This window comes from Sphingomonas sp. Leaf67, assembly GCF_001421965.1.
In the GTDB taxonomy this organism is placed as follows: Bacteria; Pseudomonadota; Alphaproteobacteria; order Sphingomonadales; family Sphingomonadaceae; genus Sphingomonas.
The window spans coordinates 727,644-750,591 of the sequence record NZ_LMLP01000001.1; the positions used below are offsets into that span (position 1 = coordinate 727,644).

General features: G+C 66.6%; 18 protein-coding genes and 1 tRNA gene. 6 read left to right on the plus strand and 13 right to left on the minus strand.

What is annotated here, in order from left to right; translation table 11 throughout:
- Positions 1–111: 111 nt before the first annotated feature.
- On the minus strand, positions 112–288 hold the full coding sequence (locus ASE90_RS18910) for a DUF1272 domain-containing protein (RefSeq protein ID WP_082449364.1): 177 nt from the start codon (positions 286–288) through the stop codon (positions 112–114).
- Positions 288–1,631, minus strand: coding sequence for a phosphoglucosamine mutase (glmM, locus tag ASE90_RS03515; RefSeq protein ID WP_055995989.1), 1,344 nt, complete (start codon positions 1,629–1,631; stop codon positions 288–290). The genes ASE90_RS18910 and glmM overlap by 1 nt, the downstream gene beginning before the upstream one ends.
- A gap of 71 nt (positions 1,632–1,702) precedes the next feature.
- Between glmM and ASE90_RS03520 the strand changes: the two genes are divergently transcribed.
- A complete protein-coding gene (locus ASE90_RS03520) occupies positions 1,703–2,968 on the plus strand; it encodes a dicarboxylate/amino acid:cation symporter (RefSeq protein WP_055995991.1) in 1,266 nt (421 codons plus the stop codon).
- 181 nt (positions 2,969–3,149) lie between these two features.
- Here the strand turns inward: ASE90_RS03520 and gorA are convergent, their stop codons facing one another.
- Entirely contained in the window at positions 3,150–4,499 is a 1,350-nt protein-coding gene (gene gorA / locus ASE90_RS03525) for a glutathione-disulfide reductase (protein WP_055995992.1), read from the minus strand.
- Positions 4,496–6,004 (minus strand): glucose-6-phosphate isomerase, encoded by a 1,509-nt coding sequence (pgi, locus tag ASE90_RS03530; RefSeq protein ID WP_235531636.1) that lies wholly within the window; start codon positions 6,002–6,004, stop codon positions 4,496–4,498. Before pgi ends, gorA begins: the two co-directional genes overlap by 4 nt.
- Positions 6,005–6,118: 114 nt before the next feature.
- On the opposite strand from pgi, the gene lepB reads away from it, so the two are divergent.
- Complete coding sequence (gene lepB, locus ASE90_RS03535; RefSeq protein WP_055995995.1) at positions 6,119–6,940, plus strand: signal peptidase I; 822 nt, start codon at positions 6,119–6,121, stop codon at positions 6,938–6,940.
- On the plus strand, positions 6,889–7,605 hold the full coding sequence (gene rnc, locus ASE90_RS03540) for a ribonuclease III (protein WP_082449367.1): 717 nt from the start codon (positions 6,889–6,891) through the stop codon (positions 7,603–7,605). Before lepB ends, rnc begins: the two co-directional genes overlap by 52 nt.
- A 45-nt stretch (positions 7,606–7,650) precedes the next feature.
- Here rnc and ASE90_RS03545 read toward each other — a convergent pair whose 3' ends face one another.
- The 3 genes from ASE90_RS03545 to ASE90_RS03555 form a co-directional block, all read right to left on the minus strand.
- Positions 7,651–8,100, minus strand: coding sequence for a hypothetical protein (locus tag ASE90_RS03545; protein WP_156357708.1), 450 nt, complete (start codon positions 8,098–8,100; stop codon positions 7,651–7,653).
- A gap of 86 nt (positions 8,101–8,186) precedes the next feature.
- On the minus strand, positions 8,187–8,870 hold the full coding sequence (locus ASE90_RS03550) for a phosphatase PAP2 family protein (RefSeq protein ID WP_162235041.1): 684 nt from the start codon (positions 8,868–8,870) through the stop codon (positions 8,187–8,189).
- 55 nt (positions 8,871–8,925) lie between these two features.
- Positions 8,926–10,752, minus strand: coding sequence for a methyl-accepting chemotaxis protein (locus ASE90_RS03555; RefSeq protein ID WP_055996003.1), 1,827 nt, complete (start codon positions 10,750–10,752; stop codon positions 8,926–8,928).
- Positions 10,753–11,036: 284 nt separating this feature from the next.
- Between ASE90_RS03555 and ASE90_RS03560 the strand changes: the two genes are divergently transcribed.
- The gene (locus ASE90_RS03560; RefSeq protein ID WP_055997218.1) at positions 11,037–13,481 is read left to right on the plus strand and encodes a TonB-dependent receptor domain-containing protein; all 2,445 of its coding nucleotides are present in this window, start codon (positions 11,037–11,039) and stop codon (positions 13,479–13,481) included.
- 8 nt (positions 13,482–13,489) lie between these two features.
- Here ASE90_RS03560 and ASE90_RS03565 read toward each other — a convergent pair.
- Both ASE90_RS03565 and folK read right to left on the minus strand, forming a co-directional pair.
- A tRNA-Lys gene (locus ASE90_RS03565) sits at positions 13,490–13,565 on the minus strand.
- 15 nt (positions 13,566–13,580) lie between these two features.
- Entirely contained in the window at positions 13,581–14,057 is a 477-nt protein-coding gene (gene folK, locus ASE90_RS03570) for a 2-amino-4-hydroxy-6-hydroxymethyldihydropteridine diphosphokinase (RefSeq protein ID WP_055996006.1), read from the minus strand.
- 22 nt (positions 14,058–14,079) lie between these two features.
- Between folK and ASE90_RS03575 the strand changes: the two genes are divergently transcribed.
- Entirely contained in the window at positions 14,080–14,799 is a 720-nt protein-coding gene (locus ASE90_RS03575) for a uracil-DNA glycosylase (protein WP_082449376.1), read from the plus strand.
- Positions 14,800–14,864: 65 nt separating this feature from the next.
- Entirely contained in the window at positions 14,865–16,634 is a 1,770-nt protein-coding gene (locus ASE90_RS03580; protein ID WP_055996009.1) for a DUF885 domain-containing protein, read from the plus strand.
- Positions 16,635–16,815: 181 nt separating this feature from the next.
- Here ASE90_RS03580 and ASE90_RS03585 read toward each other — a convergent pair whose 3' ends face one another.
- From ASE90_RS03585 to ASE90_RS03600, 4 genes are all read right to left on the minus strand, one after another.
- The gene (locus ASE90_RS03585; RefSeq protein ID WP_055996012.1) at positions 16,816–18,144 is read right to left on the minus strand and encodes a dihydrolipoamide acetyltransferase family protein; all 1,329 of its coding nucleotides are present in this window, start codon (positions 18,142–18,144) and stop codon (positions 16,816–16,818) included.
- A 6-nt stretch (positions 18,145–18,150) separates the two neighbouring features.
- On the minus strand, positions 18,151–19,155 hold the full coding sequence (locus tag ASE90_RS03590; RefSeq protein WP_055997223.1) for an alpha-ketoacid dehydrogenase subunit beta: 1,005 nt from the start codon (positions 19,153–19,155) through the stop codon (positions 18,151–18,153).
- Positions 19,156–19,165: 10 nt separating this feature from the next.
- Positions 19,166–20,458 (minus strand): 3-methyl-2-oxobutanoate dehydrogenase (2-methylpropanoyl-transferring) subunit alpha, encoded by a 1,293-nt coding sequence (locus ASE90_RS03595; protein WP_055996015.1) that lies wholly within the window; start codon positions 20,456–20,458, stop codon positions 19,166–19,168.
- Between the two features lie 281 nt (positions 20,459–20,739).
- Positions 20,740–22,812 carry a M3 family metallopeptidase gene (locus ASE90_RS03600; protein ID WP_235531637.1) on the minus strand — a complete coding sequence of 691 codons (2,073 nt, stop codon included), beginning with the start codon at positions 22,810–22,812 and terminating at the stop codon, positions 20,740–20,742.
- Positions 22,813–22,948 lie beyond the last annotated feature (136 nt).

The window sequence follows — 22,948 nt, forward strand, 5'->3', positions numbered from 1 at the left end:
GGGGACCAGCGAAGCTGGTGGAGGGGGCGTGCCACGCAACGCTACCGGCCCGTGTGCCGACGTCCCCCTCCACCGTCCTGCGGACGGTCCCCCTCCCCGTGCCGGGGAGGATTATTTGCGGCGCGTCGGTCGGTCGACCAACTCGCCTTTGCAGTTCGGGCACACCTCATCCAGTTCGTCCGCGCAATCGGCGCAAAAGGTGCATTCGCGCGAACAGATGAACGCGCCGTGCGCTGCGGCCGGCAACGGCGCGGCGCAGCGTTCGCACGCGGGCTTCATGTCCAGCATCAGGCCGCCGCCTGCCGCACCGCGTCGCAGATGCGATCGACGACCTGTTCGACATGCCCGGCATCGTCACCCTCGGCCATGACCCGGATCACCGGCTCGGTCCCCGAAGCCCGCAGCACCAGCCGCCCGCGCCCGGCCAGTTCGGCCTCGACCCCCGCCACGACATCCCTGACGCGCGGATCGTCGAGCGGCTTGCCGCCGGCAAAGCGGACATTCTTGAGCAATTGCGGCAACGGGTCGAACCGGTGCAGCACTTCGCTGGCCGGCGCCCCGGCGCGTTGCACTTCGGCCAGCACCTGCAACGCCGCGACCAGCCCGTCGCCGGTCGTCGCATAGTCGGACAGGATGATATGCCCCGACTGTTCGCCGCCGACATTATAGCCCGACGTCCGCATCTTTTCGAGGACGTGCCGGTCGCCGACCGCGGTGCGGACCAGCCCCAGCCCCTGCGCCGACAGATGCCGCTCCAGCCCCAGATTCGACATGACCGTCGCGACCAGCCCGCCGCCCTTCAGCCGCCCGGCGCGTGCCCAGCTGGCGGCGATCGTCGCCATCAACTGGTCGCCATCGATCACTCGGCCCGCTTCATCGACAACGATAAGACGGTCGGCATCCCCGTCCAGCGCGATGCCGATCTGCGCACCCGATGCCACGACCGTTTCGGAAAGCAGTTGCGGCGCGGTTGATCCGACGCGGTCGTTGATGTTCTTGCCATCCGGCATCACGCCGATCGCGATCACCTCCGCCCCCAATTCCCACAGGGCAGCAGGTGCGACGTTGTACGCCGCACCATTGGCGCAATCGAGCACCAGCTTCATCCCGTCGAGCCGGAGGTTTTCGGGGAACGTCGCCTTGGCGAAGTGGATGTAGCGGCCGCGCGCGTCCTCGATCCGCTTGGCGCGGCCGATATCGCCCGGCGCCGACAGCTCGATCTCGTCGCTGTCGATCAACGCCTCGATCGCCAGTTCGTCGGCATCCGACAGCTTGTACCCGTCCGGCCCGAACAGCTTGATGCCATTGTCGTGGAACGGGTTGTGGCTGGCGGAGATCATGACGCCCATGTCGGCGCGCATCGAATGGGTCAGCATCGCGACCGCCGGGGTCGGCATCGGCCCGACCAGCACCACGTCCATGCCGACCGAGGTGAAGCCCGCGACCATCGCGTTTTCGAGCATATAGCCCGACAGCCGCGTGTCCTTGCCGATCACCACGCGGTGGCGGTGATCGCCGCGCCGGAAATGCGCGCCGGCGGCCATGCCGATCCGCATCGCCATCTCGGCGGTCATCGGCTTGGTGTTGGTCAGGCCACGTATGCCGTCGGTACCGAAATATTTCCTTGCCATCGTCCCATACGCCTTCAGGTTGAGCCTTTGCGTGGCGCGGCTATTACCGCCACTTTGTTAAAAGGGCGAGCATGTCGCAGGCGACACGAATTTTGGCGGGATTGGGTGCCGGGCTGGCGCTGGGCATCGTACTGGCCGGGCAATCGCCCGACACCGCGCTGTCGGGCATCGCCATCGCCGAACCGATCGGGACCGCATGGCTGAACGCGCTGCGCATGACGATCGTGCCGCTGGTGGTGGCGCTGCTCATCACCGGCATCGCACAGACGGCGGAGGCGGCGCGGGCCGGGCGGATCGCGACGCGGTCGTTGCTGCTGTTCATCGTCATCCTGTGGACATCGTCGGCGCTGGGGGCGCTGGTCACGCTGTCGCTGCTCTATTTCTTCCCGCTCGGCGAAACCGCGGCGCAGGCGCTGCGGGCGACCTTCGGCACCGCCGCCCCGGCGGCGAAGGTCCCGCCCTTCACCGATTTCCTCGTCGCGATCGTGCCGACCAATCCGGTATCGGCAGCGGCGAACGACCAGTTCCTGCCGCTGATCCTGTTCACGCTGGTGTTCGGCTTCGCGATGACCCGGTTGCCGCAGGACAATCGCCATGTGCTGGTCCGGTTGTTCCAGGCGATCGCCGACACGATGCTGATCGTCATCAACTGGGTATTGTGGCTGGGACCGATCGGCGTGTTCGCGCTGGGGTATGTCGTCGGCGCGCGCGCCGGCACCGCCGCGTTCGGGGCGCTGGTCCATTATGTGCTGGTGCTGATGGCGGTCGGCCTGTCGATCTGGCTGCTTGCCTATCCGCTCGCGCGGTTCGGCGGACGGGTGTCGATCGGCCGTTTCCTGAAAGGCACCGCCCCGGCACAGGCCGTCGCGATCTCGACGCAAAGCTCGCTCGCGTCATTGCCGGCGATGCTCAAGGGGTCGGGCGACCTCGGCGTACCCGTTGCGACCTCGGGCGTGGTGCTGCCGATGGCGGTGGCACTGTTTCGCGCGACGGGGCCGGCGATGAACCTCGGCGTCGCGCTCTATGTCGCGCATGTGTTCGGCGTACCGCTGGGCGCCGGACAGATCGCAGCGGGGATCGCGGCGGGGGCGATCACCACGATGGGCGCGGCGAGTTTGCCGGGGCAAATCAGCTTCGTCTCCTCGATCGCGCCGATCGCGGTGGCGATGGGCGTGCCGGTCGAACCACTGGCGCTGCTGGTCGCGGTGGAGACATTGCCGGATATCGTGCGGACGCTGGGGAATGTCACGATGAACGTCGCGGTGACGACGGTGATCGGCGAGCGCGTCGGGGATGAGCGAATGACCGAGGCCGATGCGATTCTGGCGGAAGGCTAAGTTCCTCCCCGCTCCGCGGGGAGGGGGACCGTCCGCAGGACGGTGGAGGGGGTTGTCCGCATACGGAACGGTAGCGTTACGTGGACGCCCCCCTCCACCAGCTTCGCTGGTCCCCCTCCCCCTTGCCGGGAGGATTTGGCGTTCCGCTCGCGCCAGCGAGCCGGAACGGCCCACCACTACCCTACTTCATCAGCACCAGTTCTTCGGCCATGGTCGGGTGCAGCGCCACGGTCTGGTCGAACTGATCCTTGGTCAGCCCGGCCTTCACCGCGATTGCCGCCGCCTGCAAGATCTCCGGCGCATCCGGCCCGATCATGTGCAGCCCGACGATCCGCCCGGTCACGTCGTCGCAGATCATCTTGTACAGCGCGCGTTCGTTGCGCCCGGCCAGCACGTTCTTCATCGGACGGAAGTCGGATAGATAGACCTTGACCGATCCCAGCTTCGACTTCGCCTCGCCTTCGGTCATGCCGACGCCCGCCATCGGCGGATGACTGAACACCGCCGCCGGGATGCAGTCATAGTCGATCGTCACGTCCTTGCCGCCATAGGTCCGGTCGGCGAACGCCTGTCCCTCGCGAATGGCGACCGGGGTCAGCTGTACGCGGTTGGTCACGTCGCCGACCGCATAGATCGACGGACAGGTCGATTGCGCATGATCGTCGACCTGCACCGCGCCCTTGTCGTCCAGCGTGACGCCCGCCGACTCCAGCCCCAACCCGTCGGTATTGGGCACGCGCCCGGTCGCGAACATCACCATGTCGACCGTCACCGGCTCATGGCCCGACATCCTGACCGTCAGGCAGCCATCCTCGCCCTTCTCGATCCCCTCGAACGCGGCGTGGAAGCGAAACTCGATCCCCTTGGTCATCGAGATTTGCAGCAACCGGTCGCGGATCGATTCGTCGTAACCGCGCAGGATCACGTCGGTGCGGTTGATCAGGGTCACGTGTGCGCCGAACTGGTGGAACACGCCGGCAAATTCGTTGGCGATATAGCCCGCGCCCGCGATCAGGATGCGCTTGGGAATCGCGTCGAGATGAAAGGCTTCGTTCGACGTGATGCCGTGTTCGGCACCCGGGCAATCGGGCACCGCCGGCCGCGCACCGACCGCGATCAGGATGCGTTCGGCGGTCACTTCGCGCCCGCTCGCCAGCTTCACCGAATGCGGGCCGGTGACGGTCGCGCGCTCATGGATGATCTCGACGCCGTGATTTTCCAGCGTGGCCGTATAGGCGCCGTTGATCCGGTCGACTTCGCTCAGCACATTGTCGCGCAGCCGTTGCCAGCTGAAGTTGCACTGCGCCGGCACGTCCCATCCGAACGCGTTCGCATCGCGCAGATCCTCGGCGAAATGCGCGCCGTACACCAGCAGCTTCTTGGGCACGCAGCCGCGGATGACGCAGGTGCCGCCGACGCGATATTCCTCGGCCACCGCCACCTTCGCGCCATGCGCCGCCGACACGCGGGCGGCGCGGGTGCCGCCCGATCCCGCGCCGATGACGAAAAGATCGTACTCGTAATCGCTCATGCAAGTCCTGCCCGTGCCAGAAGGTCGTTGGTCGACGCATCGAACGTCTGACCACCGCGATCGGCTGCCTTCGCCATTTCCTTGCCCAGCTCGACGCCGAACTGGTCGAACGGATTGATGCCGAGCAGCGCCGCGTTCACGAAGGTCCGCGCTTCGTAGAACGCGATCAGCGCCCCCAGCGTGCGGGCGTCGAGATCCTGCAACAGGATCGTCGACGACGGCCGGTCGCCGGCATAGGCGCGCGCCGGATCGTCGTTATGCTTGCCCGCCATCAACGCCGCACCCTGTGCGAAGGCATTCAGCAGCAACTGCCGGTGATGGCCGGGGTCGAGCGTGTCGCCCGCCTCGACCACCGCGACGAATTCGAGGGGGACGATCCGCGTCCCCTGATGCAGCAGCTGGAACACCGCATGCTGTGCATCGGTGCCGACCCCGCCCCAGGTGATCGCCGCCGAATTGCGGCCGAGCGGCTCGCCGGCTGCCGTCACCGACTTGCCGTTCGATTCCATTTCGAGCTGTTGCAAATACGACGGCAGCAGCCGCAGCCGCTCGTCATAGGCAAAGGTCGCACGCGTCTCGCACCCTGCCACCTGCGAATAATACAGGTCGGCAAAGGCGGCGAGGACCGGTGCGTTCTCGTGAAGGTCGGCAAGGCGGAAGTGGCGGTCCATCTCGGCCGCGCCTTCCAGCAATTCTTCATAGGCCTGGAAGCCCAGCGCCAGCGCGAACGGAAAGCCGATCGACGACCACAGCGAATAGCGCCCGCCGACACTCTCCATGAATGGCAGCACGCGGGTTTCGTCGACGCCCCATTCCACCGCCTTGTCCGGCGCGGCGGTCAGCGCGATGACGCGGCCATAGGGGTCCTCGACCCCGCCTTCGCTCATCCATGCCAGCGCCGACCCGGCGTTCAGCATCGTCTCGGTGGTGGTGAAGGTCTTGGACGCGATGACCAGCAGCGTGGCGGCCGGATCGAAGCCCTTGAGCGCCTCCTCCATCGCCACGCCGTCGACGTTCGACACGATCGCGACGTCGTACTTGTCCTCGTCGCGACCCAGCGCGTCGAAGATCAGGTCGGGGCCGAGCGCCGATCCACCGATGCCGACGTGCAGGATGTGGCGGACCGGGCCGAACGCATCGGCCTCGATCGCGTCGATCACCTGCCGCATCCGCGCCTGGAACGCGCGCGCCTGCGCGACGTCCTCGGGATTGCCCTCGCCACGTTCGGCGGTGTGGGTCGCGGCGCGGCCCTCGGTGACGTTGATGACCTGTCCGCTGAACAGTGCGTCGCGCTTGGCGGCCAGTTCCATCGTCGTCGCCAGCCCGGTAAAGGCCGAGAGCGCGGCATCGTCGAGATGCGTCTTGGCAAAATCGAAATGGATGCCGCCGACGTCGAGCGTCAGCTTGCCCAAACGGTCGGGGTCGTTCGCGAACAGTTCGGTCAGCCCGGTTTGCTTCAACGCTTCGATCGCGGACCAGTCCTGCATCGCCATATCGTGCCTCATCTGTCGTCGGTTGACTTGCCGACTGCCCTAGGGCGGATGACCGGGGCAGGTCCACACCCTTCTATCGTCACCCAACCGCTTGACGCCCCGCCCCGCCCCCCGCATGGGCGAAGCATGGCTCTCGACACCGTCCCCGCGACTCCCGCCAGCTCCAAGCCGAAGCGTTCGGAAGGGGCCGACCTGATGGTCTTCCTGCTGAAGCTGGCGATCGTGGTGTTCATCATCCGATCGTTCCTGTTCTCGCCCTTTTCGATCCCGTCGGGGTCGATGCAGCCGCGGCTGCTGATCGGCGACTATCTGTTCATCACCAAATGGAACTACGGCTATTCGCGCTATTCGCTGCCGTGGAACCTGCCGCTGATCCCGGGTCGCATCCTGCCGCGCACGCCGGCACGGGGCGACGTGGTGGTGTTCAAGGCGCCGCCGACCGCCAGACAGGATTATATCAAGCGCGTGATCGGCATTCCCGGCGACACGGTGCAGATGCGCGGCGGCCAGCTGTTCCTGAACGGAAAGGCGATTTCGAAGCAGCGTATGCCCGACTTCGTCGTGCCGGTGTCGCCCAACACCGACTGCGCGTATGAATTCCAGCGCGTCGTCGCCGAAAAGCCGGTCTGCGCCTATCCGCAATTCCGGGAAACGCTGCCGGGCGGAAAGAGCTACAACGTCCTCGACCTCGGCACGACCGAAGCCGACGATACCGGCGTGTTCACCGTGCCGACCGGTCACGCGTTCCTGATGGGCGACAATCGCGACGACAGCGCCGACAGCCGCTTCCCCGCGCGCGAGGGCGGCGGGATCGGCATCGTGCCGCTCCAGAATATCGAGGGCAAGGCGGTCGTGAACTTCTTCTCGACCGATGGTTCGGCGCAGTGGCTGCTGCCATGGACGTGGGTTTCGGCCGCACGGTGGAGCCGGATCGGGGAAGGCTTCTGAGCGACGCCCTGACCCGCTGGGTCGAACAGGCGCTGGGCCGCGCCCCGACCCGCATCGACGAATATCAGCGGGCCCTGACCCATGGCAGCACCGCGCAGGCGACCTATGAGCGGCTCGAGTTTCTCGGCGACCGCGTGCTCGGCCTGTCGGTCGCCGAATGGCTGTACGACCGCTTTCCCGCCGAAAGCGAGGGCGCGCTCTCGAAACGGTTCAACGCGCTGGTCACCGGCGCGGTCTGTGCCGACATCGCGCGGGCAATCGGCGTCGTTCCCCATCTGAAACTCGGCAAGCAGGCGCGCGACGATGGCGCGGGCGACAGCGACAATGTGCTGGGCGACGTGATGGAGGCGCTGATTGGTGCCTTCTATCTCGACCACGGCCACGATGCCGCGCGCGCATTGGTCCGCAACCTCTGGTCGTCGCGGATCGATGCGCAACTGCGCGTACCGCGCCATCCGAAATCGGCGTTGCAGGAATGGGCCGCCGCGCATAACCGCCGCCCGCCCGAATATGCGATCGTCGACAAGAGCGGCCCCGGCCACGCTCCCCGTTTCACCGTTCGCGTGACGATCGGCAAACTCGCCGCGGTCGAGGCGACCGGCACGTCGAAGCAGGAAGCCGAGACCGCGGCGGCAAAGGCGATGCTGGCGCAACTCGGCGGATAGGCCGGTCCCGCTGCCCGGTGTCGGACAGCGCCCGCCCCTGTCGCCTTATTTCGCCGCGCCGGTCTGTTTGTCGAATTCGGCCTTGGTCACGTTCAGCATCAGCCGGTTGCCCTTGACCGCGAACACGTCCGCCGGGATCATCGCCCGCGAACCGCCCGACAGCAGCTGAACACCCTCGGGCTTCACCGCCTCGATCGTGCCGAGCGCCGCGCCCGACGAATCATACACGTTCGCACCGACCAGCAGATCGGCGGCGACGGCCGGAACCATGCGATTGGTGTTGCGCCGCGTCGGTCGGGCGTTGGTCGTCGTGCCCGCTTCGTCGCGCAGATTGTCGAGCGCGAATTGCTGATCGCGATCGCTGGTCGCGCTGCGCGACGTGTCGTTGCCCAGCCGGCCGTCGGTCGACGGGGCCGCGCCGCCGGGGGTCTGGGCCTGCGCCGCGCCCGCGCCGAATATCAGCGCCGCCGCGACCAAAGCGAACCTTGCCGTCATGCTTCTCTCCTATGTCGATCGCATCGAACGATATTGTTTGCGCTAACGCTACGCCCGCGCACCCGACGTGGCAAAGGTTTCCGTCGTTACCGCCCGCCCAGCACCCGCAACTCGATCCGCCACCACCCGATCGCCCACAGCGCGCCGAACAGCCAGCCTGCCAGAACGTCGCTGGGCCAATGCACGCCTAGATAGACCCGGCTGCCCCCGATCGCGACGACCAGCAGCACCGCCGCGGTCATCGCACAGGCACGCGCCGCCGGACGCTGCAGCAACGGCCATGCCAGCGTCGCCAGCGTCAGATAGACGATCGCCGAATTCGCGGCGTGGCCGCTGGGGAAACTGTTCGACGTCTCCGTCATCAGATGCGGGACCAGATCGGGCCGTGCCCGCGCCACCCCATGCTTGAGCGCCACGTTGGCGAGCATGCCACCGGTACAGGCCAGCGCGACCAGCGCCCCGGTGCGCCACCGCCCCATGCTGGCCAACAGCAGCGTGACGAAGACGATGACGATCGTCAGTACGGTCGTACTACCCAGCGCGGTAACGTCGCGCACCATCGACGCGAAATGCGCCGAGCCGACCGGTGCGCCATCGCTTCCGCGCAATGCCAGCAGCAACCGCCGGTCTAGCGCGAAGGTATCGCCCTCCACGACCCGCGTACCCAGAAAGAACAGGATCAGCAGCAGGCATCCGGCCATCGCGACGCCGATGATGCTCCACGGCAACCGGCGGGACGGACGAGGTTCGGAGTGCAGCGGATCGACCATGCCCGACCGAACGCGGAACGCGATGAAACGGATGCCCGTCGTTACGCAAATCGCGTCAGGCGGCGACCGGCCGCGCCACCGGTTCGATCGCGCCCGGAATGCGGAACTGCGCCAGCGACCGCGCAAGGGCATCGGCCCCGGTCAACAACCGGGCCAGCGTCTCGCCCGCCTCGCCCGCCGCCACCGCGTTGCGTTCGGTGACGCCGGCGATGTCGCGCATCCGCGCGTCCACGTCCTGCACGTCGCGCGCCTGCCGCTCGGCCGCGCCCGCCAGATCGGTGACCAGCGTCGACATCTCCTTCACATCGCGCAGGATCAGGGCCAGCTTGCCGCTGGCCGCCCCGACCAGATCGACACCCTCGACCGCGCACGACCGGGCGGAGGACAGCGATTCGGCGATATCGTGACTCGCCACCCGCAACCGCGTGGCGAGCTGGCTGACTTCCCGTGCGACGACCGCGAAACCATTGCCCGCCGCGCCGGCACGGGCCGCCTCCATCTGCGCGTTGAGGGCCAGCAGATGCGTCTGTTCGGCGATCGACCGGACCAGCCCGCCGATCGCGCCGATCTGTTCCGAACTCTCGTCGATCCGTGCCATCGCCCGCACCGCCTCCGCCACGGTCCGGCGCGACTGTTCGGCGGCCTGCCCGGTCGAATGCGCGACCTCGGCGACCCGCCGAACCCCGACGGTGTTGCGGTCGATCAGGGCCGTGACCTGCGTCAATCGATCGCCGACCACGCCGATCGCGTCCGACTGTTCGATGGTCCGCTGGGTCAGTTGTTCCGCGACGACGACGACGCTGCGAGTCTCGCAGTCGACCGCCCGCACCATTTGGTCGACCCTGGCCAGCAAGCCACCCAGTTGCGCCAGCGCCGAATCATAATCCTGTTTCAGCACCGCCGCATCGCCCGACAGCCCGGCGTGCAGGCGGAAGGTCAGGTCGCCCCGTGCGATCGCTGCCAGCCCCGCGCCGATGATGCGGATGGTATCGCGGTCGCGCTCGGCATCGATCCGGACGCGCCGGGCCGCGTCCTCGGCGTCGCGCGCATGGGCGTCGGTCAACCGCCTCGCTTCGGCTTCCAGCCGTTCGTTCTCGATGCCGGCAACGCGGAATACCTCCAGCGACCGGGCGATCCGTCCGATCTCGTCGCGCCGCTTGCGATGCTCCGGCGGTACGCTGACCGCGAAATCGCGCCGTGCCAGCGCATCGACGATGCCGGTCAGCCGGGCCAGCGGGACCGCGATCGACTGCGTCAGCAGCCATCCCATGGCCGCCGCGATCGCCATCAGGCCGATACCGCCCCCGCCCAGCGCGACAAAGGCCTGGGTCATGGTCTCGTGCAATTCCGCCGCGCGGATGGCGATGCGCCGTTCCTCGCTGTCGCGTACCGCTTCGACCATCTTGTTGATGTATGTGACGCGCGCCTTTGCACCCGCCGCGATCAGCACGTGCGCCGCTCGTTCCCGCCCGCCCGGCTCCCGCGCCATCGTTACCAGCGGGTCGCTGTAGTGCCGGCTCCAATCGGCAAAGGCGATGAGCGCGTCGCGCAGCAAGGCGCGTTGTTCCGGCCGATCGACCAGCGTCAACAAGGTCCGCATCGACCCGACGAACTGCGCGCGCCCTTCGTAATAGGTGTCGAGATAGTTGAAATTGCCGGTCAACAGCACGCCGCGCAGTTGCGAGTTGACGCGGATCACGCCCTTTTCGGCGACATGCGACAGGCGGATGATCTTGGCGCTTTGCTGGTTCAGGTCCGCTGCACGTTGGATCGAATCGATCTGATGCGCGACCAGCGCGATCATCGCGATCGCGGTTGCCAGCAGAATGCCGAACGCGATCGTCAGCTTCGCGCGGGTGGAGCCGTCCCGAAACCGGATCATCGCTCTTTGTACCCGCATCAACGGTCACATCCCCCTTTGCCGGTCCCATGGCCGTTGGCACCGACCGGACCGGTCAGGACGCCGGTCTCGCAATGCCATTCTCGCGATCAGAATAAGGGAAGATGGCTAACAAGCTCCTAACGCGGCAACGACTTGCCCTGCCAAGATCAAGCGTCCCTGTTACCGCTGGATTTTCATGACCAATATTTCCATCCATTACGCTCTTAACCAAACAACAAATAAATCCTGCCAGATCGCATCAATAGCATTCGGGGAGGATGAAGATGGGTTTGGGTTTGTCGGCGACAGCATTGGCATGGGTATTGGCCGCGGCACCGGCGCTCCCTGCGGAGCCGCCGCAGCAACCGGCGGGTGCGGATACCGTGACGACCGGCGTCGCCAAGGGCCGCGACCGGCTCGACAGCGCGACCTCGACCAGCGTCCTGCGCGAAGCCGAGATCGCCAAGCTCGCACCGCGTTCGATCGGCGAATTGCTGCGCGACATTCCGGGCGTGCTGGCAGAGGCGCCGACCGGCGACGGCATCTCGAACATCACCATTCGCGGCCTGCCGCTTTCGTCCTCGGGCGCGAAGTTCATCCAGTTGCAGGAAGACGGCCTGCCGGTGATGGAGTTCGGCGACATCGTCGGTGCCAGCGCCGACACCGCGCTCCGCGTCGATCTGAACCTCGCGCAGGTCGAGGCGATCCGCGGCGGCTCCGCCTCGACGTTTGCGTCGAACGCGCCGGGGGGGATTATCAACTTCATATCGAAGACCGGCGAGCGGGACGGCGGCGCGGTGGCGCTGAGCGCGGGTCTCGACTTCGACCAATATCGTGCCGATTTCGACTATGGTCGCCGGATCGACGCGCAGACCCGATTCCATATCGGCGGCTTCTATCGCCAGGGCGAGGGCGTGCGCCGCATCGGGTTCGACGGGCAGCGCGGCGGCCAGATCAAGGCGAACGTCACCCGCGAATTCACCGGCGGCTACATCCGGTTGTACGGCAAATATCTCGACGACCGCTCGCCATCCTATGATTCGGTGCCGCTGGGCATTTCCGGCAGCAACGACGACCCCGAACTTCGCGCCGTCGCCGGGTTCGATCCGACCCGCGACACGCTGTCGACCCGCGCGCTGCAATCCTTCGTCGTGCTCGACGAACGCAACCAGCCGATCGTCGAGGATATCCGCAAGGGCCAGCACGTCCGGCAACTGGCATTCGGCGTCGAAACCGCGATGACGCTCAGCGACTGGACGGTCATCGACCGCTTCCGCGTGTCGAGCCGCAGCGGCGGGCTGGTCGGCCCGTTCACCGCGCTGTACCTGACCCCGGCGGCGGCCCTCGCCCGGCTCGGCGCGACCGGCGGCAGCTTCCGCTACGCCAGCGGTGCGAACGCCGGCAAGGCGATCGTCGATCCGACCGCGCTGAACGGCAACGGGCTGATCGGCATCTACAACATCCGCGACCGGCGGCAGGCCGATGTCGGCAACGTCACCAACGACCTGCGCGCCAGCCGCGTGTGGAAGGTCGGCGACGGCGACCTGACCACCACCGCCGGCTTCTATGTCGCGCGGCAGGCGATCGACACCTCGATCCTGTACGGCACCGCGATCACCGAAGTGAAGGGCGGCGGCGATGCCGAGTTGCTCGACGTGTTCACCAGCGCCGGCGCGGCGCGCACGGCGGGCGGCATCTATGCCTATAACCCGTTGTCGGGCACGCAGCGCCGCACCCTGCGGCTGAACTACAGCGTCAACGCGCCGTTCGCGTCGGCCAATTACAAGATCGGCCGCGTGTCGATCGGCGGCAGCCTGCGCTACGACTTCGGCAGTGCGAGGGGGCAGGTCTTCGGCGTCGAGCTGGGGGGTGGTCGGGTCGGACAGGTCGCCCGCGACATCGATGGCGACAGCGTGATTTCCGCGCCCGAACAGCGCGTCGGCGTGACCCCGACGGCACCGGGGCTGGTCGACTATCGCTATCGCTACCTGTCCTATTCGACCGGCGTGAACTTCCGCATCGCTGAGCCGCTGGCGGTGTTCGCCCGCTACAGCCATGGCGCGCGGGCCAATGCCGACCGCATCACCTTCGGTTCGGTCATCGACAATGCGACCGGCCGGCTCGCCATTCCGTCCGCCGCCTACGACCCGGTGAAGCAGGCCGAGATCGGCGTGAAATACCGCCAGCCGAACCTGACGCTGAACCTGACCGGCTTCCATGTCGACGCGCAGGATTCGAACATCAACACCTCGACCGGAGCGGTGATCGCCCGCGATTACAATGCGAAGGGTCTGGAATTCGAAGGCGGGTTCCGCATGGGGCTGTTCAGCCTGAACGGCGGCGCGACCTATACCGACGCCACCATCGTCCGCGACCGGGTGGATCCGACCGTCAACGGCAACAAGCCGCGTCACCAGGCCAGCCTGATCTTTCAGGCGACGCCGCAGATCAGCACCGACCGGTTCGCGGTAGGCGCGGTGTTGATCGGCACCACCGACAGCTTCGCGCAGGACGTCAACCTGCTGAAGATGCCGGGCTATGTCACCACCAACGCCTTTGCACAGGTCCATGCGACCGACCGGCTGCTGCTGTCGCTCAACGCCACCAACCTGTTCGACGTGGTGGCGCTGACCGGCATCGACGAGGATCGCATCCCGACCAGCGGCATCGTGCGCGGACGCCTGCTCAACGGCCGCGCCATTTCGGCCACGGCACGGTTCGATTTCTGAAGGTGCGGTGGTGAGCCCGTCGGGATTCGAACCCGAGACCTACAGATTAAAAGTCCGTTGCTCTACCAACTGAGCTACGGGCCCACGAAGCGACGTCCCCTAATCTTGCGGGCGGGCGCGGTCAACCAGATGATGGAGTTGCCGCACCGTCCGCCCGCTCACTGGATCGCGCCAGTCGCCCGCGATCCGGACGAGCGGGCCGAGCACGAAGTCGCGCTCGCGAAAGCTGATATGCGGCACGGTAAGCCCCGGCCCCGACCAGCATCCCCCCGACCACAGGACGATATCGAGGTCGAGGACGCGCGATCCCCAGCGCCGTCCGCGCCGCCGCCCGAACGCCTGCTCGATCGCCTTCAACCGGATCAGCAGCGCCGCTGGCGACAGATCGCTGTCGATCAGCGCTGCCGTGTTGGCATAGCGTCGCAGCGACGGCCCCAGCGGCGCGCTGCCGATGACCGGCGCGACCGCGCTTACCCCCTTCAGCGCCGCGATCGCCGCGCGGATCGTCGCGGTCGGACCGCCATGCCGCCCCCGCCGGTTCGATCCGATCGCTATCGCATAGGTTGAGGTCGTCATCGCCCGCGCCTATCGCGCGGACATGGAAATCACCACCCCCGCCCCGCTCGACCCCGACGCCGCCGCCCATGACCCGCTCGAAGCCGCGCCCGCCGCCGAGCCGTCCGCTGCCGAGCCGTCGCGCGACTGCCCGCGCTGCCCGCGCCTCGTCGAGCTGCGCGAAACGCTGCGCGTCGAACATCCGACATGGTGGAACGCGCCGGTGCCAGTGCTGGCCGATCCCGATCCGTGGCTGGCGATCATCGGCCTCGCGCCGGGATTGCAGGGTGCCAACCGCACCGCCCGCCCGTTCACCGGCGACCGGTCGGGGCCGCTGTTCTGGGACACGCTGATCGCCGCCGGGCTGGCCGAGGGCAGCTATAGTGGCCGGGTCGAGGACGCGCCGGTGCCCAAGGGGATCGCGATCATCAACGCGGTCCGCTGCCTGCCGCCCGAAAACAAGCCGTCCCCGGAGGAAATCCGCACGTGCCGCCCGTTCCTCGACGCCGATCTGGCGGCGATGCCGTCGCTGCGCGTCGTCGTCGCGCTGGGTGCCATCGCGCACCAGTCGGCGGTCAAGGTGCTGGGCGGTCGCCTGCCCAAGGCGCCGTTCGCGCATCTGGCCGAACATGCCATGCCCGGCGGGCGGACGCTGATCGATAGCTATCACTGCTCACGCTACAACCAGAATATCGGGCGACTGACGCCCGAGATGTTCGCAGCGGTCTTCGCCCGCGCGATCGAACTGCGCGAGGCACGCTGAATCCGCTTGTGCGTCGGCACCGGCCCGGTAGCGTGGCCGGCAGAGAATATAGGGGGAATTGCCACATGGATCGCCGCCATTTCGTCGCGCTGATGGCGCTCGCGCAGCTGGCCGGCAGCTTTCCGGCGCTGGCGCAAAGCGGCCCGGCCGGCGATTTCGCGCGGCTGTCGAAACGCTATCTCGACGGCATGGCAAAGCTGCATCCGGGCTATGCCACCGCGCTCGGCAATCACGCCCATGACAGCGAGGTCGAGGATCTGTCCGCCGCCGGTCGCGCCCGCGACGCGGCGTTCCTGCGCGCGACGCTGCTCGAACTGAACGCCATTCCGCGCGACACGCTGTCGCGCGACGATCAGGTCGATGCCGCGCTGCTCGACAACGACCTACGCTATCAATTGTGGACGCTCGAAGTCCTGCAACCCTTTGCGTGGGACCCGCAGGGGGCGGCCGGCACCATTTCGGGCGGCCTGTACGCGCTGGCCGCGCGGGACTTCGCGCCGTGGCCGCAGCGGTTGCGCGCGGCGACGCGGCGGATGGAGCAGGTGCCGGCCATGTATGCGCAGATGCGCACCAGCATCGTCCCCGAACGTGTTCCCGCCATCTACGCCACCACCGTCGCCAAACAGAATGACGGCATCCTGCAGATCGTCGAGACGATGCTCGCGCCGCATCGCGGCACGCTGAACCGCGGCGACCGTGCGAAGTTCGACCGCGCCGTCGCGACGCTGAAGACCGCGACCGCCGAACAGCAGCGCTGGCTCGACACGGTGCTGGTGCCAGCCGCCAGGGGCGAGTTCCGCCTGTCGAGCGAATTGTACGATCAGAAGGTGAAATTCGCCCTCCTGTCGCCGCTGTCGCGGACCGAGATCAAGGCCCGCGCCGTCCGCGCCGCCGCCGACACACGTGCCGAGATGTACGAACAGGCACGCATCGTGCTGCGCGGCCGTCCGAAGGCCCCGGCCACGCCCGCCAAACCAACCCCCGCGCAGCAGCAAAAGGCGATCGAGGCCGCCCTCGAAATGAGCTATGCCCGCCGGCCGACCCGGTCGCAGGTGATGTCGAAGGCGCGCGCGACGCTGGAACAGGCGACGGCATTCGTGCGTGAGAAGAAACTGGTGCGGGTGCCGACCACCCCGGTCCAGATCATCGAGATGCCGAAATTCCAGCAGGGCGTCGCCGTCGCCTATTGCGACAGCCCCGGCCCGCTCGAAAAGAATCTCGGCACCTTCTATGCCGTGTCGCCGATCCCGGCGGACTGGACCGAGGCGCAGACGACCTCGTTCCTGCGCGAATATAACGACTATATGCTCCACGACCTGTCGATCCATGAGGCGATGCCGGGCCATTATCTTCAGATCGCGCACAGCAACGAGAACAAGTCGGTGCTGCGCGCGGTATTGTCGTCAGGTCCGTTCGTCGAAGGCTGGGCGGTCTATGCCGAACGGCTGATGGCCGACGCCGACTATCTCGACGGCGATCCGCTGTTCAAGCTGACCGTGCTCAAGATGCGGATGCGATCGATCACCAACACGCTGCTCGACATCGGCATCCATACCGAGGGGCTGACCGAAGCACAGGCGATGAAGCTGATGATGGAAGGTGCGTTCCAGCAGGAGCGCGAGGCTGCCGGCAAATGGACCCGCGCCCGGCTTGGGTCGACGCAGTTGCTCAGCTATTTCGTGGGGTATAGCGAGCATATGGACATGCGCCGCGAAGCCGAACGGCGCGCGGGCGGCAGGTTCGATCTGATGCGCTACAACAATAGCGCGATCTCACACGGATCGCCGCCGGTGCGGTTCGTCCGCGCGCTGATGTTCGACGAGCCGATCGCCTAGAGTCCTCCCCGGCACGGGGAGGGGGACCGCCGCGAAGCGGTTGTGGAGGGGGCGTCCACGCAACGCAACGCAACGGTTGCGTTGCTTGGACGCCCCCCTCCACCAGCTTCACTGGTTCCCCTCCCCGTGCCGGGGAGGATCAGTGCGCCGCGATCGTCAACCTTGCCCGCTTCCTCCGCGATCAGTCGGCGAACAGCAGTACCGGCGTTTCGATCAGCCGCTTCAACGCCTGGACATAGCTGGCGGCGTCATGACCGTCGACGACGCGGTGATCGCAACTGATCGACAGGTTCATCAGCTTGGCCTTGACGATTTCCTCGCCGCCACCGGCGCGCGCGCGGAACACCGGGCGTTCGACGATGCGGTTCGGGCCGATGATCGCGACTTCGGGGCGATTGATGACCGGGGTGGTCGCGATGCCGCCGAGCGGCCCCAGCGAGGTGACGGTGATCGTGCCGCCCGACAGTTCCTCCGACTTCGCCTTGCCGGTGCGTGCCGCCTCAGCCAGCCGGACGATCTCGGTCGCGAGCTGCCACGGGTTCAGGTCCTGCGCGTCGCGGATTACCGGAACCATCAGCCCGGCATCGGTCTGCGCCGCCATGCCCAGATGCACCCGCCCGAACCGCGTCACCACCCCAGCCTCGTCGTCATAGCGCGCGTTGAGCATCGGGAAATCGGACAGCGTGCGGCAGATCGCGACGATCAGCAGCGGCAGCATGGTCAGCTTTGGCCGGGACCCACGCGCCATGTTCAGGTCGCCGCGCATCGCCTCCAGCGCGGTGACGTCGATCTCCTCGACATAGGTGAAGTGCGGGATGTGGCGCTTGGCCGCCGCCATGTTCTCGGCGATGCGGCGGCGCATGCCGATGACCTTGACGGTTTCGTCCGGGCGGGCGCGCGATACGTTGGGGGTGTGATAGCCCTGTGCGCTGCCGTAGCGGAGGTACGCGTCGAGATCGGCATGGCGGATGTGGGGACCGTCATGGTGGACGGCGGACAGGTCGATGCCGAGGTCGGCTGCGCGGGCGCGGACGGCCGGTGAGGCCAGAACTCTTCCCCGTTCATGGGTAGAGGGACCGTCCGGCGTAGCCGGATGGTGGAGGGGGGTGGCCTCTTGCGGGACGGCAGCTGGCGTTGCGTCCAGCGGCGCGCCCCCTCCACCATGCTGCGCATGGTCCCCCTCCCCGTTCCGGGGAGAGGTTGCAACCTCCTCCACACCCGGATTTTCCGCCTCGACCCGCTCGGGTTCGGCCGGCTGGACGACCTCTTCGGCCGTCTCGATCACGACCAGTGTCGCGCCGATCGCCACCTGGTCGCCCGGCTCGCCCGCCAGTTCGACGACGGTGCCCGCGACCGGGCTTTCCATCTCGACCGTCGCCTTGTCGGTCATCATGTCGGCGAGACGGCCGTCTTCCTCGACACGGTCGCCGACGGCGACGTGCCATGCGACGATCTCGGCCTCGGAAATGCCTTCACCGATATCGGGCAGGCGGAAGGAGAAACGTGCCATGGCTTGTCAGTCCTGCATGATTTTCTTGAGCGCTTGTCCGATGCGGACCGGCCCCGGGAAATACGCCCATTCGAGGCTATGCGGATACGGCGTGTCGAAGCCGGTCACGCGCTCGATCGGCGCTTCGAGATGGTGGAAGCAGCGTTCCTGCACCAGCGCCGACAGTTCGGCACCGAAGCCGCCCGTCCGGGTCGCCTCGTGCACGATCATGCAGCGGCCGGTCTTCTTCACAGACGCCTCGATCGCCTCGATATCGAGCGGCACCAGCGTGCGCAGATCGAGGATTTCGGCGTCGATCCCGGCTGCTTCCACGGTCGCCTGCGCGACATGGACCATGGTGCCATAGGCGAGAATGGTCAGGTCGCCACCTTCGCGCACGACCTTCGCCTTGCCCAGCTCGATCCGGTAATAGTCCTCGGGTACCTCACCTTGCGGGTGTTTCGACCAGTTCTGCGCCGGCTTGTCCCAATTGCCGTCGAACGGGCCGTTATAGATGCGCTTGGGTTCGAAGAAGAGGACCGGGTCATTGTCCTCGATCGCAGCGATCAGCAGCCCCTTAGCATCATAGGGCGTCGACGGGATCACCGTCTTGATGCCCGATACGTGGGTGAAGATGCCTTCGGGCGACTGGCTGTGGGTCTGTCCACCGAAGATGCCGCCGCCGAACGGCGAGCGGACCGTGATCGGCGCGATGAAATCGCCGGCCGAGCGATAGCGCAGCCGGGCCGCCTCGCTGACCAGCTGGTCGAGCGCGGGATAGATGTAATCGGCGAACTGGATTTCCGGCACTGGACGCAGGCCATAGGCCCCCATGCCGACCGCGACGCCGATGATGCCGCATTCGGTGATCGGCGTGTCGAACACGCGGGTCTTGCCATATTTGTTCTGAAGGCCCGCGGTCGCGCGGAACACCCCGCCGAAATAGCCGACATCCTCGCCCATCACGATGACGTTCGGATCGCGATCCATCATGACATCCATGGCGGAATTGATCGCCTGGATCATGTTCATGCGCGCCATGTCAGTGGCCCTCCTTGCGCGCCCAGGGGCGGCCGGAGGCTTCCTCCTCGGCCATCATCTGCGCCTGCTGCTCGCGCAGGTGCCACGGCATTTCCTCGAACACGCCGTCGAACAGCGTGTCGAGCGGCTGGTGCAGGCCGTGACCGAGAATGCCGTTGGCTTCCGCTTCCTTCTGGGCAGCGCGTACGCGTTCGGCGACGTCGCGATCCATTGCCGCGTGACGCTCGTCGTCCCACTCGCCGATCGCGATCAGATGTCCTTTCAGCCGCGCGATGGGATCGCCCAGCGGCCATGCCGTCGGTTCGCCCGCCGATCGATATTGCGACGGGTCATCGGAGGTCGAATGGCCCTCGGCACGATAGGTGAAATGCTCGATCAGCGTCGGACCGGCATTGGTCCGTGCCCGCTCGGCCGCCCATGCCGTCGCGGCATAGACCGCGAGCGCGTCATTGCCGTCGACCCGCAGGCCGGCGATGCCATAGCCGATCGCCCGCGCGGCAAAGGTCGTCGCCTCCGCCCCCGCGAACCCCGAAAAGCTGCTGATCGCCCACTGGTTGTTGACGACGTTGAAGATCACCGGCGCGCGATAGACCGTGGCGAAGGTCAGCGCGGAATGGAAGTCGCCTTCCGCCGTGCTCCCCTCCCCGCACCACGTCGCCGCGATGCGGGTATCGCCCTTGGAGGCCGAGGCCATCGCCCAGCCGACCGCCTGCGGATATTGCGTCGTCAGGTTGCCCGAGATCGAGAAGAAGCCATAGTCCTTCGACGAATACATGATCGGCAGCTGCTTGCCCTGCAGCTTGTCGCCGCGGTTCGAGTAGATCTGGTTCATCATCTCGACCATCGGGTAATCGCGCGCGATCAGGATGCCCTGCTGCCGATAGCTGGGGAAGGTCATGTCGTCGCGGTCGAGCGCCATCGTGCCGGCGACGGCGATCGCCTCTTCGCCGGTGCATTTCATGTAGAAGCTGGTCTTGCCCTGCCGCTGGGCGCGGAACATGCGCTCGTCGAAGGCGCGGACCGTCGCCATGTGGCGCAGCATCCGGCGCAACACGTCCGGGTCGAGGCGCGGGTTCCACGGGCCGACCGCCTGCCCCTGCGCATCCAGCACCCGGACCAACGTGTAGGACAGTTCGTGGAAGCTGTCGGGGGCGGCAGTCGTGTCGGGACGCGGCTGCGCACCGGCGGCGGGCACGGCCACGTCGGCAAAGTCGACCGCGTCGCCGGGACGGAATTTGGGTTCGGGCACATGCAGCGCAAGGCGCGGCAGATTCGTGCGGCTATCGCCGGTCATGCACTCTCCATGTCGCTTCCACGTCGCCGGTTTCGGTCGCGTAGACTCGTTACAAGCGCTTGTTATATAATTTCAACGCGCTTGGCGAGAGGGAGGACGGGTCCGGTGGGCGCTTTCGTCGAAATGGCGTGAGGTTACGACCGAAATTCCTCCCCCATTCATGGGGGCAGGGGGGACCTTCCGCAGGACGGTGGAGCGGGTATCCGCACTCGCAACGGGTCCGTATGCGGACGCCCCCCTCCACCAGCTTCGCTGGTCCCCCTCCCCGTGTCGGGGAGGAATTACTGGACCGGGAAGCCGCGGCGCTTGAACAGCGCGGTCACGTCCGGGTCGCGTCCACGGAAGGCGCGATAGGCTTCCTTGCGGTCCGTTTCGTTGCCGGTCGACAGCAGCGTCTTGCGGAAACGATCCGCCGTTGCCTTGTCCCAGACATTGCCGGTCGCCTCGAACGCGGCCCAAGTGTCGGCGTCCATCGCTTCCGACCACAGATAGGAATAATAGCCCGCCGAATAGGCATCGGACGAGAACAGGTGATTGAACTGCGGCAGGCGGTGCCGCATCACGATCTCCTTGGGCATCCCGATCTGTGCCAGCGTGTCGCGCTCGAACGCCGCCGGGTCGGTCACCGGCGTTTCACGGTCGTGCAATGCCATGTCGACGATCGCCGACGACAGATACTCGACCGTCGAGAAACCCTGATTGAAGGTCGACGACTTTTCGATCTTGTCGACCAGCGCCTGCGGCATCGGCTGGCCGGTCTGGTAATGTTTGGCATAGCGGTCGAGTACGTCGCGGGTCAGCAACCAGTTTTCGTTCACCTGGCTGGGATATTCGACGAAGTCGCGCGGCGTACCGGCAAGACCCGGATAGGTTACGTCCTGCAACAACGAATGGATCGCATGGCCGAATTCGTGGAACAGCGTCGTCGCGTCGTCGAGGCTGATCAGCGTCGGCTGTCCGGCCGCGCCCTTCACGAAATTATTGTTGTTCGACGCCAGCACGTTGGTCTCGCCGCCCAGCTTCTGCTGGCCGCGATACCGGGTCGCCCATGCCCCCGATCGCTTGCCCGAACGCGCGAACGCATCGAAATAGAACACACCGACATTCTTGCCCGTCCGCGCGTCGGTCACGACGAAGGTCCGAACATTTTTTTCGAACACCGGAATCTGCCCGGTATTCTCGGTGAATTTCAGGTCGTAGAGCCGTCCCGCCGCATAAAAGGCACCGGCAAGGATATTGTCGAGTTGCAGATACGGCTTCACCTCGCTTTCATCGAGGTCGTACTTCGCCTTGCGCACCTTTTCGGCATAGAAGCGATAATCCCATGGCGCGATCGTGATGGTGGCGCCGTCCTTCACGGCAAGCGCCTGCATGTCCGCCACTTCCTCCCGCACGCGCGCGACGGCGGCGGGCCAGACGCGCATCATCAGCGCCTTCGCATTGGCAGGCGTGCCCGCCATCGTATCGTCCATGCGGAGATAGGCGTGGTTGCGGAAGCCGAGCAGTTTTGCCCGCTCCTGCCGCAGCTTCAGGATCGTGGCGATCGTCGCCTTGGTATCGTTCGCGCCGCCATTGTCGCCGCGCATGGTGAACGCCCGCCAGACCTTTTCGCGCAAAGCCCGGTCGGTGGCATAGGTCAGCACCGGCGCGACCGACGACCGCGTGTTCACGATCGCCCATTTACCGGCAAGGCCGCGTTCGTCGGCCGCCGCCTTCAGCGATGCGACGAAGCTGTCGGGCAGGCCCGCCAACTGCTTTGCATCGTCGACGACGATCCACGTCTCCTCGTCGGCAAGGACCTTCTGGCTGAAGTCGTTATAGGCGACCGACAGCTGCTGGTTCAGGCCGCTGACCTGCTGACGCTGCGCATCGGTCAGCAGGCTGCCGCGCCGGACGAAGCTGCGATAGGTCCGCTCCAGCAGGCGCAATTGCTGGGGGTTCAGATTCTGTTTGGCGCGGCTGTCGTACGCCGCCTTGATCCGGGCGAACAGTTTCGGGTCGAGGAACAGTTCGTCGTTGAACGCCGACAGTTTGGGCGACCATTCGCGGTCGATCGCCTGCACCTCCTTCGTCGCGAGGTTGCTGGTATAGACGCCCCACATCGACCCGACCCGGTCCATCATGTTGCCGGCCAGTTGCAGCGGTTCGATGACCGTCCTGAACGTCGCCGGTCGCTTGTCGTCACGGATCGCGTGGATCTCGCGGCGCATCTCGGCCATCGCCACCGGGAAGGCGGCCGGGAACATCGCCGGCGTCACCTTGTCCCATGGCGGCACCCCTTGATACGGCCCGCCCCATTTCGCCGTCAGCGGGGTGGTGTCGATGGCGGCGACGGCAGTCGGGGTTTGCGGCATGGCGGCTCCATTCGCCGGAAGCGCGAAAGCGGTCGTGGCAAGCAACGCGCCGAGACGTACGATCATCAACAGGTCCGTCCTAAATATCGAATATCGGCAAACTGAAAGATCGGGAGCCGCTTGGCAAGAACGGCGT

Excerpts from the sequence above, each read along its gene's own strand:
- ASE90_RS18910 (WP_082449364.1), bottom strand. The coding sequence starts at position 288 with ATGCTGGACATGAAGCCCGCGTGCGAACGCTGCGCCGCGCCGTTGCCG.
- glmM (WP_055995989.1), bottom strand. The coding sequence starts at position 1,631 with ATGGCAAGGAAATATTTCGGTACCGACGGCATACGTGGCCTGACCAAC.
- ASE90_RS03520 (WP_055995991.1), top strand. The coding sequence starts at position 1,703 with ATGTCGCAGGCGACACGAATTTTGGCGGGATTGGGTGCCGGGCTGGCG.
- gorA (WP_055995992.1), bottom strand. The coding sequence starts at position 4,499 with ATGAGCGATTACGAGTACGATCTTTTCGTCATCGGCGCGGGATCGGGC.
- pgi (WP_235531636.1), bottom strand. The coding sequence starts at position 6,004 with ATGAGGCACGATATGGCGATGCAGGACTGGTCCGCGATCGAAGCGTTG.
- lepB (WP_055995995.1), top strand. The coding sequence starts at position 6,119 with ATGGCTCTCGACACCGTCCCCGCGACTCCCGCCAGCTCCAAGCCGAAG.
- rnc (WP_082449367.1), top strand. The coding sequence starts at position 6,889 with ATGGACGTGGGTTTCGGCCGCACGGTGGAGCCGGATCGGGGAAGGCTT.
- ASE90_RS03545 (WP_156357708.1), bottom strand. The coding sequence starts at position 8,100 with ATGACGGCAAGGTTCGCTTTGGTCGCGGCGGCGCTGATATTCGGCGCG.
- ASE90_RS03550 (WP_162235041.1), bottom strand. The coding sequence starts at position 8,870 with ATGGTCGATCCGCTGCACTCCGAACCTCGTCCGTCCCGCCGGTTGCCG.
- ASE90_RS03555 (WP_055996003.1), bottom strand. The coding sequence starts at position 10,752 with ATGATCCGGTTTCGGGACGGCTCCACCCGCGCGAAGCTGACGATCGCG.
- ASE90_RS03560 (WP_055997218.1), top strand. The coding sequence starts at position 11,037 with ATGGGTTTGGGTTTGTCGGCGACAGCATTGGCATGGGTATTGGCCGCG.
- folK (WP_055996006.1), bottom strand. The coding sequence starts at position 14,057 with ATGACGACCTCAACCTATGCGATAGCGATCGGATCGAACCGGCGGGGG.
- ASE90_RS03575 (WP_082449376.1), top strand. The coding sequence starts at position 14,080 with ATGGAAATCACCACCCCCGCCCCGCTCGACCCCGACGCCGCCGCCCAT.
- ASE90_RS03580 (WP_055996009.1), top strand. The coding sequence starts at position 14,865 with ATGGATCGCCGCCATTTCGTCGCGCTGATGGCGCTCGCGCAGCTGGCC.
- ASE90_RS03585 (WP_055996012.1), bottom strand. The coding sequence starts at position 18,144 with ATGGCACGTTTCTCCTTCCGCCTGCCCGATATCGGTGAAGGCATTTCC.
- ASE90_RS03590 (WP_055997223.1), bottom strand. The coding sequence starts at position 19,155 with ATGAACATGATCCAGGCGATCAATTCCGCCATGGATGTCATGATGGAT.
- ASE90_RS03595 (WP_055996015.1), bottom strand. The coding sequence starts at position 20,458 with ATGACCGGCGATAGCCGCACGAATCTGCCGCGCCTTGCGCTGCATGTG.
- ASE90_RS03600 (WP_235531637.1), bottom strand. The coding sequence starts at position 22,812 with ATGCCGCAAACCCCGACTGCCGTCGCCGCCATCGACACCACCCCGCTG.